10 protein-coding genes are annotated in these 14,525 nt (G+C 71.8%); 8 read left to right on the top strand and 2 right to left on the bottom strand.

The window, feature by feature from the left end:
* Positions 1-96: 96 nt before the first annotated feature.
* The gene (locus ACVHNB_RS34145; protein WP_428954715.1) at positions 97-681 is read right to left on the bottom strand and encodes a TerD family protein; all 585 of its coding nucleotides are present in this window, start codon (positions 679-681) and stop codon (positions 97-99) included.
* A gap of 195 nt (positions 682-876) precedes the next feature.
* Here ACVHNB_RS34145 and ACVHNB_RS34140 point away from each other — a divergent pair, with 195 nt between their 5' ends.
* From ACVHNB_RS34140 to obgE, 7 genes are all read left to right on the top strand, one after another.
* A complete protein-coding gene (locus tag ACVHNB_RS34140) occupies positions 877-1,980 on the top strand; it encodes a hypothetical protein (RefSeq protein WP_456226651.1) in 1,104 nt (367 codons plus the stop codon).
* A gap of 46 nt (positions 1,981-2,026) precedes the next feature.
* A complete protein-coding gene (locus ACVHNB_RS34135) occupies positions 2,027-2,812 on the top strand; it encodes a TIGR03936 family radical SAM-associated protein (protein WP_428954717.1) in 786 nt (261 codons plus the stop codon).
* 242 nt (positions 2,813-3,054) lie between these two features.
* The gene (locus ACVHNB_RS34130) at positions 3,055-6,960 is read left to right on the top strand and encodes an Rne/Rng family ribonuclease (RefSeq protein ID WP_456226650.1); all 3,906 of its coding nucleotides are present in this window, start codon (positions 3,055-3,057) and stop codon (positions 6,958-6,960) included.
* A 315-nt stretch (positions 6,961-7,275) separates the two neighbouring features.
* Positions 7,276-8,538 carry a phospholipase D-like domain-containing protein gene (locus ACVHNB_RS34125; protein WP_456226649.1) on the top strand — a complete coding sequence of 421 codons (1,263 nt, stop codon included), beginning with the start codon at positions 7,276-7,278 and terminating at the stop codon, positions 8,536-8,538.
* A gap of 176 nt (positions 8,539-8,714) precedes the next feature.
* Positions 8,715-9,035, top strand: coding sequence for a 50S ribosomal protein L21 (rplU, locus tag ACVHNB_RS34120; RefSeq protein WP_428954720.1), 321 nt, complete (start codon positions 8,715-8,717; stop codon positions 9,033-9,035).
* Between the two features lie 16 nt (positions 9,036-9,051).
* Positions 9,052-9,309 (top strand): 50S ribosomal protein L27, encoded by a 258-nt coding sequence (rpmA, locus tag ACVHNB_RS34115; protein ID WP_026245994.1) that lies wholly within the window; start codon positions 9,052-9,054, stop codon positions 9,307-9,309.
* A gap of 134 nt (positions 9,310-9,443) precedes the next feature.
* Positions 9,444-10,892 carry a GTPase ObgE gene (gene obgE / locus ACVHNB_RS34110; RefSeq protein WP_428954721.1) on the top strand — a complete coding sequence of 483 codons (1,449 nt, stop codon included), beginning with the start codon at positions 9,444-9,446 and terminating at the stop codon, positions 10,890-10,892.
* 112 nt (positions 10,893-11,004) lie between these two features.
* On the opposite strand, the gene ACVHNB_RS34105 is transcribed toward obgE, so the two are convergent.
* Positions 11,005-13,098: a hypothetical protein gene (locus tag ACVHNB_RS34105; RefSeq protein ID WP_428954722.1), complete on the bottom strand. Its 2,094-nt coding sequence runs from the start codon at positions 13,096-13,098 to the stop codon at positions 11,005-11,007.
* A gap of 300 nt (positions 13,099-13,398) precedes the next feature.
* Between ACVHNB_RS34105 and proB the strand changes: the two genes are divergently transcribed.
* Positions 13,399-14,505 (top strand): glutamate 5-kinase, encoded by a 1,107-nt coding sequence (gene proB / locus ACVHNB_RS34100; RefSeq protein WP_428957666.1) that lies wholly within the window; start codon positions 13,399-13,401, stop codon positions 14,503-14,505.
* Positions 14,506-14,525: the final 20 nt, after the last annotated feature.

Genomic DNA, 14,525 nt, shown 5'->3' with positions numbered 1-14,525 from the left:
GAAGCTGCTGCCGCTGACGGTCGTGAAGTAGCACCCCGTACGCACACGAAGGGGCGGCCGGTCGAGAGACCGGCCGCCCCTTCGCGGTACTCGGGACTACTTGCTGGCGGCGAAGCGCATCAGGGCGTGCTCGTCGCCCTGCTTGATCTTGCCCGTCGTGTTGATGACCTCCAGCTTCCAGCTGCCGCCGACCCGCATGGCCTTCGCCACTGCGCAGCCGTTGTCGGCGCTGAGCAGGCTCGGCCAGATGTCGGCGACCTGCTGGCTGCTGCCGCCCGTGGCGTCGTACACCTTGAAGCTGATGTTGCGGGCCTTCTGGAACGAGCTGCCCTTCTTGTACGCGGCGGCGATGAACACGATCGACGTGATGTTCTGCGGGATCCGCGAGAACTCGACGGTGACCGTCTCGTCGTCGCCGTCGCCCTTGCCGGTCTGGTTGTCACCGCTGTGCTGCAGCGAGCCGTTGCCCATCGGGTCCAGGGAGTCGAGGCCCGCGAGCCGCACCGGGTCCCCGCCCGCCATCGCGATGGCGATCAGGTCGAGGTCGGTGCCCTGCTTGCGGCGCAGGGAGCCGAGCACCCCGCCGCTGCTCCCGGAGGTGGGGTCCCAGGACACCCCTATCGACAGGTGCGTCACACCGTCCAGGTCCGCCGGGCCGTCTTCCTTCGTGAGCGTGATCATGCGGGAATCCCCCTTGTGTGGGCCGTCTACTGCGCAAAGTGTGCCTATACGAGGCGGTTTTCGTCCACGTGCGCGCGGGCCGCGACCCGGCACCGGCCTCAACTCCCCTTCTCCTGCGGCGAACTCGAGCCGCGTCCGGTGCGGGAAGTTCCCGTGAAGCGGATCCACGGCGCCGCGACCGGCGTCTTGACATGCATGGACCTGGAGAAGCGCCCCGAGCCCGAGGGCTGTCTCGTCGTGGCGATCCGACTGCCGGTGCGGATCCTCGCGCTCGTCCTCGTGGTGCCCGTCCGCCTCGCGTGGGACGCGCTGGCCGTCGTCGGCCGCGTCCTGCGCGACCGGGTGCTCGTGCCCCTCGCCCGGGTGCTGGTCGTGGTGCCGGCGGTGTGGCTGTACGCGTATGTGCTGGCGCCGGTGGGGCGGGCGATGGCGTGGTTGGGCCGGGGTGTTGGGGTCGGGCTGCGGTGGTTGGGTCTGGCGTTGTTCGTGTGGCCGTGGGTCGCGTTGTGGCGGTACGGGCTGGTGCCGGTCGGGCTCGCGCTCGCCTGGCTCGTGCGGGTGTTGGTCGTGGTGCCGGCGGTGTGGCTGTACGCGTATGTGCTGGCGCCGGTGGGGCGGGTGATGGCGTGGTTGGGCCGGGGTGTTGGGGTCGGGCTGCGGTGGTTGGGTCTGGCGTTGTTCGTGTGGCCGTGGGTCGCGTTGTGGCGGTACGGGCTGGTGCCGGTCGGGCTCGCGCTCGCCTGGCTCGTGCGGATGCTCGTCGTCGTGCCCTGCGCCTGGGCGTACACGCACCTGCTCACCCCCGTCGGGCACGCGCTCCGGTGGGCAGCGCTCGCCCTGGGACGGTGCGCCGCGACACTCGTGCGGTGGATCTTCGTGGTGCCCGCGCTGACCCTGTGGCGCTGGGTGCTCGTGCCCGTCGGCCGGGCCCTCGCCGTCCTCGCCCGGGAGATCGGCGCGGCCCTCGGACATGCCTGGCGCGTGGCGGGGTATGTGTCGCTCGCCGTCGGACGGTTCCTCGGGCGGCTGCTGCGGTGGCTGGTCGTCGACCCGCTGCGCTGGACGTACCGCAGTGTGCTCACCCCCGTCGGACACGCGGTGCGCGATCAGGTGTGGCGGCCCGTGGCCCGGCTCGCCAAGGAGATCCGGGCGAGCGTCCGGCAGGCCCGCGCCGACATCCGCCGCGCGCTCTTCGGCACTCCGCCCCCTCCTGAACCCCAGGTCAGGGACCGGCGGGAACCGAGCGGCGCGCGGCCACGTACTCTAGGTAGCAGTACGACCGCTCTCACGAAGGACTAGGACACTGGGCAAGCGACAGCCCGTAGGCCCGCCGCCCGCACCCGCGGTGCAGCGCATCCGACTGCGCTACACCAAGCGCGGCCGCCTCCGGTTCACCAGCCACCGAGACTTCCAGCGCGCCTTCGAGCGTGCGCTGCGCCGCGCCGAGGTGCCCATGGCGTACTCGGCGGGGTTCACGCCGCACCCCAAGGTGTCCTACGCCAATGCCGCACCCACCGGCACGGGCAGTGAGGCCGAGTACCTGGAGATCGCGCTCACCGCACCGCGCGACCCCGAGAAGCTCAGGGACCTGCTCGACGAGTCGATGCCCGTCGGCCTCGACATCGTCGACGCCGTCGAGGCCCGCACCTCGGGCCTGGCAGACCGGCTCGCCGCCTCCGTGTGGGAGCTGCGGCTGGACGGGGTGACGGTCGAGGAGGCCGCGCGCGCCGCCGAGGCGTTCCGCGGCGCCGAGACCGTCGAGGTCCAGCGCAGGACGAAGAACGGGATCCGTACGTTCGACGCCCGCGCCGCCGTCGCGAGCCTGGAAGCCACGGATGTACCGGCTGATAGGCCCAGCGACAAGGCCTGTGCGATACTGCGCCTGGTTGTTCGGCACGTGACGCCTGCCGTTCGACCCGACGACGTCCTGTCCGGTCTCCGCGCCGTGGCCGACCTGGCGCCGCCGGTCCCCGCAGCGGTGACCAGGCTGGCGCAGGGGCCTTTCGATGAAGAGACCGGCACGGTGACCGACCCGCTCGCGCCCGACCGCGAGGCAGTCCAGGCCGCCCCCCAAACGGAGGCCGCGGATTCTGCCGCCGCGAAGGCGTCTGCCGTGGAAGGTTCCGCGTAAGGCGGTCGTCGTAGCGCCGCCCTTGTACTCGGGAGCCACCTGGGTCGGGCAGTGCACCCACCCAAGGACTTTCGCCAGGCCGTACGTACATCGCGTACCGGAACCGGCGAGAACAGACAGAGAAGCCCCCGTGCGGCGCCCGCGCCCCGGACCGGCGGCACCGCGCGAGACGCGCGAGCCGCAGCGTCACCGGTCACCGGATCAGGCGCGGCGCCCGGGGGCCCGACGGGAGATCCACCCGCATGCCCGAGCCGACCGAGCCGAACGAACCCACCGCTTCCGCCGTGGGCGACACCCCCAGCGACACCCTGCCCCCGCGCCGCCGGCGCCGGGCCGCGTCGCGCCCCGCGGGACCGCCCGCGGGCCAGGCCGCCGCGGACACCGCGCCGGCCATACCGGCCGCCGCCGCGGACGCCGAGCCCGAGCTCGACGCCGCAGACGAGGCCTCCACCCCTGAGACTTCCCCGGCCGCCGAGGCCCCGGCGCAGGACACCGCGCCCGCCGGCCGCCCGCGCCGCCGCGCCACCCGTCGCGCCTCCGCGCCCGCCGGTGCGCCCGCGCAGGACGAGTCCGCGCAGCCCGTGGCCGAGACCGCCGCTCCCGTCGAGGAGCCGGCCGCGCCCGCCGCCGAGACGCCGACCGAGGACGCGGCCCCGCGCCGCGCCCGCCGCCGCGCCACCCGCGCCGTGTCCGCGCCCGTCGCGGAGCAGCCCGAGCAGGTCACCGAGCCGGTCGCCGAGCCCGAGTCGATCGCCGAGCCGGTCGCCGCCGCCGAGCCGGAGGCCGCCGCCGACGCGCCCGCGCCGCGCCGCCGTCGCCGCGCCACCCGTACCGCCGCCGCGCCCGCCACCGCCGAGGCCGCCCCGGCCGAGGAGCCGCAGGCCGCCGCCGCGCCGCAGGAGCCCGCCGCGGTCGAGGAGCCGGCCGAGGAGGCCGCCCCGCGCCGCAACCGCCGTCGCGCCACCCGCGCCGTCGCCGCCCCGGAGCCGCAGGAGGCCGAGGCCGCCGCCGCGCCCGCCGAGGCGCAGCCGGAGCAGGCCGGGGACACCCCGGCCGCCGACAACGCCGAGGACGCGGCTCCGCGCCGCCGTCGCCGCGCCACCCGCAAGGCCGCGGGCGGCTTCGCCGAGCCGAAGGCGGCTCAGCGGGGCACGTCGAAGGCCCAGCGGGACGAGGAGGAGACGGGCCGTCCGAAGCGGCCGTCCGTCGCCGTGTTCCAGGCGCCCGTCTTCACCGAGCCGATGTTCCAGACGCCGGAGCGCGCCGCTGCCGCTGCCGCGGCCGAGGCCGCCGAGGAGAAGACCGCCGAGGCCGAGCCGGTCGCCGCCCCCGTCGCCGAGGAGGAGACGGCCCCGCGCCGCAACCGCCGCCGCCGGCGTGCCGCGGACGAGCAGCCCGTCGCCGAGCAGCCCGCCGCGCCCGAGGCCGAGGAGCCCGCAGAGGCCGAGGCCGAGGAGTCCGCCGACCAGGACGAGTCGGCCGAGGACCACGACGAGAACGGCGACCGCCCGGCCCGTCGTCGTCGTCGCGGTGGCCGTCGCCGCCGCCGCGGCGAGTCCGCCGACGCGGACTCCGACACCGAGAACGAGCAGGGCGCGTCCGACGACGACGCCGAGCAGAGCGCCGACGACACCGACGACACCGACGACGCCGACGACCACGACGAGCGCGACGACAGCGCGTCCGGGTCGAGCAGCAGCCGCCGTCGCCGTCGCCGCCGTCGCCGCGCCGGTGACTCGGCGTCCGACAGCGACGCGTCCTCCGACGACCCGGAGCGCACGGTCGTCAAGGTCCGCGAGCCCCGCAAGAAGGACAGCGGCGCCGAGAAGTCGACCTCCTCGGACGAGGTGCAGTCCATCAAGGGCTCCACGCGTCTGGAGGCCAAGAAGCAGCGCCGCCGCGAAGGCCGTGAGCAGGGACGCCGTCGCGTCCCGATCATCACCGAGGCCGAGTTCCTGGCGCGCCGCGAGGCCGTCGAGCGGGTGATGGTCGTCCGCCAGAACGGCGAGCGCACCCAGATCGGCGTGCTCGAGGACAACATCCTCGTCGAGCACTACGTCAACAAGGAGCAGTCGACCTCGTACGTCGGCAACGTCTACCTGGGCAAGGTCCAGAACGTGCTGCCGTCGATGGAGGCCGCCTTCATCGACATCGGCAAGGGCCGCAACGCGGTGCTCTACGCCGGTGAGGTCAACTTCGAGGCGCTCGGCATGGCCAACGGGCCGCGCCGCATCGAGACCGCCCTCAAGTCCGGCCAGTCGGTCCTGGTGCAGGTCACCAAGGACCCGATCGGCCACAAGGGCGCCCGCCTCACCAGCCAGATCTCGCTGCCCGGCCGCTACCTGGTCTACGTGCCCGAGGGCTCGATGACCGGCATCAGCCGCAAGCTCCCGGACACCGAGCGCGCGCGTCTGAAGACCATCCTCAAGAAGATCGTCCCCGAGGACGCGGGCGTCATCGTGCGCACCGCCGCCGAGGGCGCGAGCGAGGACGAGCTGCGCCGCGACGTCGAGCGTCTGCAGGCGCAGTGGGAGGACATCCAGAAGAAGTCCAAGCAGATCTCGACGTCGTCGCCGAGCCTGCTGTACGGCGAGCCGGACATGACCGTCCGCGTCGTGCGCGACATCTTCAACGAGGACTTCTCCAAGGTCATCGTCAGCGGTGACGAGGCGTGGGAGACGATCCACGGCTACGTCAACCACGTGGCGCCCGACCTGTCGGACCGCCTCTCGAAGTGGACGTCCGAGGTCGACGTCTTCGCGACGTACCGGATCGACGAGCAGCTCGCCAAGGCGCTCGACCGCAAGGTGTGGCTGCCGTCCGGCGGCTCCCTCGTGATCGACAAGACCGAGGCCATGATCGTCATCGACGTCAACACCGGTAAGTTCACCGGTCAGGGCGGCAACCTCGAAGAGACCGTCACGAGGAACAACCTCGAGGCGGCCGAGGAGATCGTGCGCCAGCTGCGGCTGCGCGACCTGGGCGGCATCGTCGTCATCGACTTCATCGACATGGTCCTGGAGTCCAACCGGGACCTGGTCCTGCGGCGGATGCTCGAATGCCTGGGCCGCGACCGCACCAAGCACCAGGTCGCCGAGGTCACCTCGCTGGGCCTGGTCCAGATGACCCGTAAGCGCGTCGGCCAGGGTCTCCTGGAGTCCTTCTCCGAGACCTGCGTGCACTGCAACGGCCGCGGCGTCATCGTCCACATGGAGCAGCCCGCCTCCGGCGGTGGCGGCGGCAAGCGCAAGAAGCGCGGCCGCGGCGGCAACGGCGCGGACCACGGTCACGACCACCACGAGCACGAGGCCGCGCAGGCCACGGAGCCGGTCGAGACCGAGACCGAGGCCGAGGTCGCCGCGGAGGCCGCCGCTCCGGTCGCGCTGCCCGAGCCCGACTTCGCCGCGGACGAGGAGCTGTACTCCAGCGCCGCCGAGGCGGAGGCCGCGGTGAGCCGTGGCGGCCGCTCGCGCCGCCGTGCCACGCGTCGCGCGTCGGCCCCGGCCGGTGCGCCGAAGGAGCCCGTGGCCCCGGAGGCCCCGGCTCCGGCGCCCGAGCCCGAGCCGGTCGTGACGGCCGAGGAGCCGAAGGCCGCCGAGCCCGTGCAGGAGGAGGCTCCCGCGCCGCGTACGCGTCGCCGGGCCACCCGCAAGGCCAGCGCGCCGGCCGGTTCGCCCAAGGCGTCCTCCTCGGAGGACGCCGCGGTCACCGTCACCGAGCCGGTGAAGGCCGAGGAGCCGGAGCCCGTCGTGGCCGAGGCGCCGAAGCCGGAGGAGGCCGCGGCCGAGCCGACCGCGGCCCCGGCCCGCCCGCGCCGCCGCGCCGTCCGCAAGGCCACCGCCCCCGCCGCGTCCGAGGAGGCGGCCGTGATGGTCGTCCCGTCGGCCACGGAGGCCGAGGCCGAGGAGCCGAAGCCGGAGGACGCCGAGGCGCCCGCCGCCAAGAAGACGGCCCGTAAGACGGCCAAGAAGGCGACGGCGAAGAAGGCGGCCACCAAGAAGACCGCGGCCAAGAAGACGACCGCGGCGAAGAAGACGACGGCCAAGAAGGCGGCGAAGACCACCGCCAAGAAGACGACCGCGAAGAAGACCGCGGCGGCCGAGCAGCAGTCGCTGCCGTCCGTCTCGGCCGCGGCCGACGAGGCCTGAGACACCGCCCGGCGGACCGGGCAGGGCCGACGCCCCCGCACAGCAGCACGCTGTGCGGGGGCGTCGGCCTTTTCGCCGTGTGCCCCGCCGCTCGTGGGAACGCCCGACATGTCTGGAAGAACACTCGACTCGCCCCTGCCTCTTGGAGCCCGTACAACTACCTGTAAAACTCATTCAGTCGTACAAGTGCACGCAGGGGTGCGCGTTGGGGAGACGGGTGCCCGTGCCAGGGGAGGGATGGCGATGATGCACGCGCGTCTCAGAGGCACGGGCCGGCACCGGGCAGTGAGGCCGGCCAGGGGCGGACGGCAGGCGGTGGCGCTGGCCACCGTGCTCTCGGCCGCCGGGGTGCAGGCGGGGCTCGCCACGACCTCCGCGGCGGCCGACGACGCGCCGACCTGGACCGAGGGGCCGGTCTTCAACAACCCCCTGGGCACCGCCGACCAGCAGTACGCGATCCGCACCCGCCTGCTCGACCTGACGAACGCGGCGCTGCCCGGCTCGTACATCAAGGTCGCCGTCTACCACGTATGGGAGACGACGATCTCGGACGCGCTCGTCGCCGCCAAGAACCGCGGGGTGAACGTGCAGGTCGTGCTCGACTCCTCCAGCGTGAAGGACCGCCCCGCCAACCCGGTGTACGAGCAGCTGAAGGCGGCCCTGGGCACCAGCCCGACCAGCCGGTCGTTCGTGACGCTGTGCCCCACCGACAAGTCCTGTCTGGGCGACCCGAAGTTCGGCAAGTCGATCATGCACAACAAGTTCTGGCTGTTCTCGGCCGTCAAGGGCGCCACGAACGTCGTCGTGGAGACCACGTCGAACTCGACGCCGTCCGCGAGCACCAGGTTCTTCAACGACGCCCTCGTGCTGCCCGACAACCGGGTCCTGTACGGGGCGTTCTCGGACTACTTCGACGACATGGCCGCCAAGCTCTGGAAGAACTGGGACTACCGCACGGTCAGCAACGGCTACTACAAGGCGTACTTCTTCCCGCGGGCCGGGACGACCACCTCGACGGACACGCTCCACTCGGTGCTCAACAACATCTCGTGCACCTACAAGGACGCGGGCGGCGTGAAGCGCAGCACCGTGGTGCGCGCCGCGATCTTCCAGATCACCCGGCAGTCCATCGCCGACAAGCTGGTCGCGCTGAAGAAGGCGGGCTGCACGGTCAGCATCGAGTACGCCACCACCGACAGCGGCACCTGGAAGTCGTTGCACGCCACGGGCGCCCCGCCGGTGCGCTGCTACAACGACGACCGGGATCCGCTGAACCCGGGCGGCGCCAAGCTCACGACACCGTTCATCATCCACACCAAGTACGTGCTGATCGACGGCATGTACGACGGCGCGCGCAACAAGATCACGTTCACCGGCTCGCAGAACGCCTCGGGCCCGGCGCTGCGCGAGAACGACGAGTCGTACGTCAAGATCGACGACGACTCCGTGCACGACACGTACCGCACCCACTTCGGCAACGTGTGGAACGTCGCGTACCCGGGCACCAAGGACGCCACGAACCTGTGCAAGGGCGTGAAGGTCCTGCCGCAGGACGGTGAGACGAAGCCGACGACGTGAGGGGCGGGCCGGGGCCGGTTTGACCCTTCTCAGGGGTGACCCGTAACCTTGACCGTCGGCGTGTCCATAGATGCGCCTCACTCCCGTAAACCTTCTTCCTCCGGGCGTTCGTCCGGAGAGGCCGTCTCGTGCGGCTGGACTGCGGGGGTTCCGTTCCGAGCGAGAGAGAGATCCGCGTGTACGCCATCGTGCGCAGCGGTGGTCGCCAGCACAAGGTTGCTGTCGGCGACATCGTTGAGGTTGACAAGATTTCCACTGCCAAGGTTGGCGACACGGTCGAGCTCTCGACCCTGCTCGTTGTCGACGGCGAGTCCGTGACCAGCGACCCGTGGGTGCTGGCGGGCATCAAGGTCCAGGCCGAGATCGTGGACCACCACAAGGGTGCGAAGATCGACATCCTTCGCTACAAGAACAAGACCGGCTACCGCCGTCGTCAGGGCCACCGCCAGCAGTACACGGCGATCAAGGTCACTGAGATCCCCGCGGCTGCGAAGTAAGGGTAGGGACTGAGACATGGCACACAAGAAGGGCGCATCGTCCACTCGGAACGGGCGCGACTCCAATGCTCAGCGGCTCGGTGTGAAGCGCTTCGGCGGTCAGACCGTCAACGCCGGTGAGATCCTGGTCCGCCAGCGCGGCACCCACTTCCACCCCGGCAACGGTGTGGGTCGTGGCAAGGACGACACGCTGTTCGCGCTCGACGCCGGCGCGGTGGAGTTCGGTACCCACCGTGGCCGCAAGGTCGTGAACATCGTCCCGGTCGCTGCCTGAACGGCACCCTGACCGGTACTTTTCGCGAGGCGGACCTCACTTCCCTCCTGGGGAAGCGGGTCCGCCTTTCGCGTGTTCTTAATGGAACACAGCACGCAGTAGTAATTCCCGCATGTTTCTGGAGGCACTGACCAATGACCACCTTCGTGGACCGCGTCGAGCTGCATGTCGCCGCGGGTAGCGGGGGCCACGGCTGTGCCTCCGTCCACCGTGAGAAGTTCAAGCCGCTCGGCGGCCCGGACGGCGGCAACGGCGGCCGTGGCGGCGACGTCATCCTGGTCGTCGACCAGTCGGTGACGACGCTCCTCGACTACCACCACTCCCCGCACCGCAAGGCCACCGCCGGCAAGCCCGGCGAGGGCGGCAACCGCTCCGGCAAGGACGGCGAGGACCTGGTCCTGCCCGTGCCGGACGGCACGGTCGTCCTCGACAAGCAGGGCAACGTCCTCGCGGACCTGGTCGGCGAGGGCACCACCTTCATCGCCGCCCAGGGCGGCCGCGGCGGCCTCGGCAACGCGGCCCTCGCCTCGGCCCGCCGCAAGGCCCCCGGCTTCGCGCTCCTCGGTGTCCCCGGCGACCTCCGCGACGTCGTGCTCGAGCTGAAGACGGTCGCCGACGTCGCGCTGGTGGGCTACCCGAGCGCCGGCAAGTCCTCGCTCATCTCGGTGCTCTCGGCCGCCAAGCCGAAGATCGCCGACTACCCCTTCACGACGCTGGTCCCGAACCTCGGCGTCGTCACGGCCGGCGCGACGGTCTACACGATCGCCGACGTCCCGGGCCTCATCCCGGGCGCCAGCCAGGGCAAGGGCCTCGGCCTGGAGTTCCTGCGGCACGTCGAGCGCTGCTCGGTCCTCGTGCACGTACTGGACACGGCGACCCTGGAGTCCGACCGCGACCCCGTCTCCGACCTCGACGTCATCGAGGCCGAGCTGAAGGAGTACGGCGCGGGCCTGGAGAACCGGCCGCGCCTCGTCGTCCTCAACAAGATCGACGTACCCGACGGCAAGGACCTCGCCGAGATGGTCCGGCCCGACCTGGAGGAGCGCGGCTACCGCGTCTTCGAGGTGTCGGCCGTCGCCCACAAGGGCCTCAAGGAACTGTCGTTCGCACTGGCCGAGCTGGTGGGCGCCGCGCGCGCCGCGAAGCCCAAGGAGGAGGCGACCCGCATCGTCATCCGCCCGAAGGCCGTGGACGACACGGGCTTCAGCGTCGTACGCGAGGACGTCGACGGGGAGCCGCTGTTCCGGGTGCGCGGTGAGAAGCCGGAGCGCTGGGTGCGCCAGACCGACTTCAACAACGACGAGGCCGTCGGCTACCTCGCGGACCGCCTCAGCCGTCTCGGTGTCGAAGAGGAACTGATGAAGGCCGGCGCCCGCAGCGGCGACGGTGTCGCCATCGGCCCCGAGGACAACGCGGTCGTCTTCGACTGGGAGCCGACCGTGATGGCGGGCGCCGAGATGCTCGGCCGCCGTGGCGAGGACCACCGCTTCGAGGCACCGCGCCCGGCCGCCCAGCGCCGTCGCGACAAGCAGGCGGAGCGGGACGAGGCGGAGCAGGCGTACGACGACTTCGAGCCCTTCTAACCCCTGTGTCCCGTCCCCCTAGGAGGACGGGACACTCGGGGGACGGGACATACGAAGCGGGCCGCACCATGAGGTGCGGCCCGCTTCGTATGTCCGGGGTGCTCCGGTACCGCTACGCCGTCACCGAGTCCTCGGACTCCGGCGCGGCCTCCGCGGCGATCGCCTCGGCCGCCTGCTCCTCGACGGAGTCCTCACGCTGCGCGGGGATCTCCGCCTCGCCCCGCGCGGCCATCCGCGCCCGGCGCTCGTCGGCGCGGTCGCACAGCGCGCGCACGGCACCGTTGAAGCGGTCGATGGACGGCGGGTCCGAGGGGCCCAGGAGGTGCTCCTTGAGCTCCAGACGGGCCTCGGCGTACACATCCTCGGTCTCACCGCGAACGGCCGCGAGAAGGCCGGGCACGCCCTGCGCGTCGGGCGCCAGGATCGTCGCGGCGCGCACCGTCGGGAACCCGGAGCGGAAGTCCGTCTCCGAGAGCCCCGAGGTGTTCGCCACCGCGTACGGCTTCTCGCTGGCCAGCCAGTCCGAGACGACCGATGACACGTCGGAGATGAGCACGTCGGCCTGGTTGAAGCAGGTGAAGATCGCGGGGCGGGCCTCGGTGACGATCAGGTGCTCGCCCTCGGGGAACGACGCCCAGTACGCCTGCTCCCACGCCGCCGTCGCCTCGGCCACGGCCGCGGCACGGTCACCGTCGGGCCGGCCCTGCAGCAGCATCTTCTCCATCTCGTCGGCGCTGGTGCGGAACGACGTGGAGGTCAGCTTGTCGAGCGCCGCGGCGGCGCGGGTCAGCTCGGCGGCCGCCCCGGGGCCCGGGCGGGTGACGGAGCGGCGCGTGTTGGCCTCGCGGATCATCGCCTTGATGCGCTCGTTGGCGGCGCCCGCGGCGGGGATCTGCGAACCGGTCATCGGGTGCGGCTTGTAGACCAGACGCACCCGGTCGTCGGCGAGCAGGTGCCGCACGATGTTCTCGCCGGCCAGGATCACCGAGGTGTTGCCGGGGTTGCCGTCCCAGCCCTCCCAGGTGGGCGCGTAGAGGACCGTCGTGTAGGCGCCCTTCGCCGGGCCCGAGGCGGTCCTGATGGGGGACAGCTGCGGGCGGCCCACCTCGACGACGTCCTTGTCCTCGACGCCGACGTCGGCCAGCTGGTAGCGGTCGCGGGCCGCGGGGCCCGCCACCCACACCTCGTCGTACGCCTTCGCGTACGGGTTGCAGGAGGAGAGCTTGTCTGACTCGCCGTGGTTGATGAACGCGTGCTTGACCGTGGGGATGCGCAGGACCTGCGAGGTCTTCGCGGCGTTGGCCGGGTGCAGCATCATCTTCAGCGTCGAGTTCTCCAGCGAGAACATCGTCGCGACCTTCGGGAAGCAGATGATCGGCACGTCGGTGGCGTCGATCTTGTTGACCATGAAGCGCTCGCGCAGCACGATCAGCGGCTTGCCGTCCACGTCGGAGAGCGTGGAGAGCCACATGTTCGCCTGGTACGCGGAGCTCGTGCCGCCCGAGAAGTACATGGCCACGGTCGGCTTGTAGTTCTCCAGCCAGGTGTCCAGCCACTCCATGACCTTGGCCTCGTTCAGCGCCCGCTTCCTGGGCAGCAGCCAGGTGGCCAGGTACAGCATGCCGCCGCCGAACAGGGCGATGGAGATGCCGATGCCGATGCCGCCCCAGTACGCGTCCGTCGTCGCCGCCGTGATCAGCAGGCCGACGGTGGCCGGGATCGAGAACGTCAGCATGCGGTGGCTGGAGCGACGGGCCAGGATGCGCGGCGGGGCCGCGGACAGCCGCAGGGCCGAGGCGTCGATGTTGCGGGTGAGGATCGGCAGCGTACGGGTGCGGCGCACCAGGACCGCGGCGGCCTGGCAGCCGAAGTGCAGCACGTACACGGCCAGCAGCGCGATCAGCAGCGGGGCCTGCTCGCCGAGCGGCTCGATGCCGTCGATGCGCAGCAGTCCGACGAGGATCAGCATGTCGCGCAGCAGCTGCCGCACGGTGACGTCGAAGCGCACTTTGCCCAGGAGCGTCAGCAGGCCCGGCTGCTTGTACTGCATGTACGTGTCCAGGGCGAGGCCCGCCGCGCTCGCGGCGACGAACACCGGAACGTACGGAAGGGACGCGCTGACGAGCTGGGCCGCATAGAGCGCGAACATCGAGAGCAGCGCTGACAGCTGCACGACGCGGCGTGGGGCAAGTCCGGCTGAGGGCACGGGCTGGGCTCCTGGCAGGGATCGGAGGGGAACAGCGAGGGGGCGTGACCGTGGGGGTGGGTCCACCTCGTGAAAAGGCTGACCACTGACCGTATGACTTCCAGCGGCCCCGTAGCAATCCTCCGTGACGCCAATCACCTTATAAAGGGGCAAACGTCATGGAACGCTTGGGACCATTTTCCCGTCAGGGGTCCGGTCTTCCGGGGCTTTGTCCGCTCCTCGAAACCCGGGAGCGTCTGATTGGTCACGTCACGTAGATTGCGGAGCATGTCAGGGGCAACACGTGCGGCACGGCAGGGCGTGGCGGAAGCGCGCCGGATCGTGGTCAAGGTCGGATCGTCATCGCTCACCACGGCCGCCGGGGGCCTGGACGCGGACCGCGTCGACGCCCTGGTGGACGTCCTGGCCCGGCATCGCGGGGCAGGGGAGAAGGAGATCGTCCTGGTCTCCTCCGGCGCCATCGCCGCCGGGCTCGCCCCGCTCGGCCTGACCCGCCGCCCCAAGGACCTCGCCCGCCAGCAGGCCGCGGCGAGCGTGGGACAGGGCCTCCTGGTGGCGCGCTACACCGCCTCCTTCGCGCGCTACGGCGTCCGCGTCGGCCAGGTGCTGCTCACGAGCGACGACATGGCCCGGCGCGCCCACCACCGCAACGCCTCGCGCACCCTCGACCAGCTCCTCGCGATGGGCGCCTTCCCCGTCGTCAACGAGAACGACACCGTCGCCACCGACGAGATCCGCTTCGGCGACAACGACCGGCTCGCCGCTCTCGTCGCCCACCTCGTCCACGCCGACCTGCTGGTCCTGCTCTCCGACGTGGACGGCCTCTACGACGGCGACCCCAGCAAGCCCGGCACCTCCCGCATCGCCGAGGTGCGCGGCGCCGCCGACATAGCGCACGTCAAGATCGGCAGCGCCGGGAAGGCGGGCGTCGGCACCGGCGGCATGGTCACCAAGGTCGAGGCGGCCTCGATCGCGGCCGCGGCCGGCATCCCGGTGGTGCTGACCTCCGCCTCGCACGCCTCCGACGCCCTCGCCGCCCGCGACACCGGCACGTACTTCCACCGCACCGGCCGGCGCAGCGCGGACCGGCTGCTCTGGCTCCAGCACGCGTCCACCCCGCAGGGCTCGCTCACCCTCGACGACGGCGCCGTACGGGCCGTGGTCGAGCGGCGCACCTCGCTGCTGCCCGCCGGGATCGCCGCGGTGGAGGGCGAGTTCAGCGCGGGCGACCCGGTCGAACTGCGGGACGAGAGCGGCCGGGCGGTCGCCCGTGGCCTGGTCAACTTCGACGCCAAGGAGATCCCGCAGCTGATCGGCCGCTCCACCCGGGAGCTTGCCCGCGATCTCGGTCCCGCCTACGAACGGGAAGTCGTACACAGGGACGACTTGGTCCTCCTCCGGGCGTGATCTGCGCCCGTCCGCCTTCG

It is taken from the genome of Streptomyces sp. YJ-C3 (genome assembly GCF_053891275.1).
This window is presented reverse-complemented; position numbering and strand designations above follow the sequence as displayed.

What these genes read in the sequence shown, in the direction of transcription:
- ACVHNB_RS34145 (WP_428954715.1), bottom strand. Translation starts at nt 681, where the DNA reads ATGATCACGCTCACGAAGGAAGACGGCCCGGCGGACCTGGACGGTGTG.
- obgE (WP_428954721.1), top strand. Translation starts at nt 9,444, where the DNA reads ATGACCACCTTCGTGGACCGCGTCGAGCTGCATGTCGCCGCGGGTAGC.
- ACVHNB_RS34140 (WP_456226651.1), top strand. Translation starts at nt 877, where the DNA reads ATGGACCTGGAGAAGCGCCCCGAGCCCGAGGGCTGTCTCGTCGTGGCG.
- ACVHNB_RS34130 (WP_456226650.1), top strand. Translation starts at nt 3,055, where the DNA reads ATGCCCGAGCCGACCGAGCCGAACGAACCCACCGCTTCCGCCGTGGGC.
- rpmA (WP_026245994.1), top strand. Translation starts at nt 9,052, where the DNA reads ATGGCACACAAGAAGGGCGCATCGTCCACTCGGAACGGGCGCGACTCC.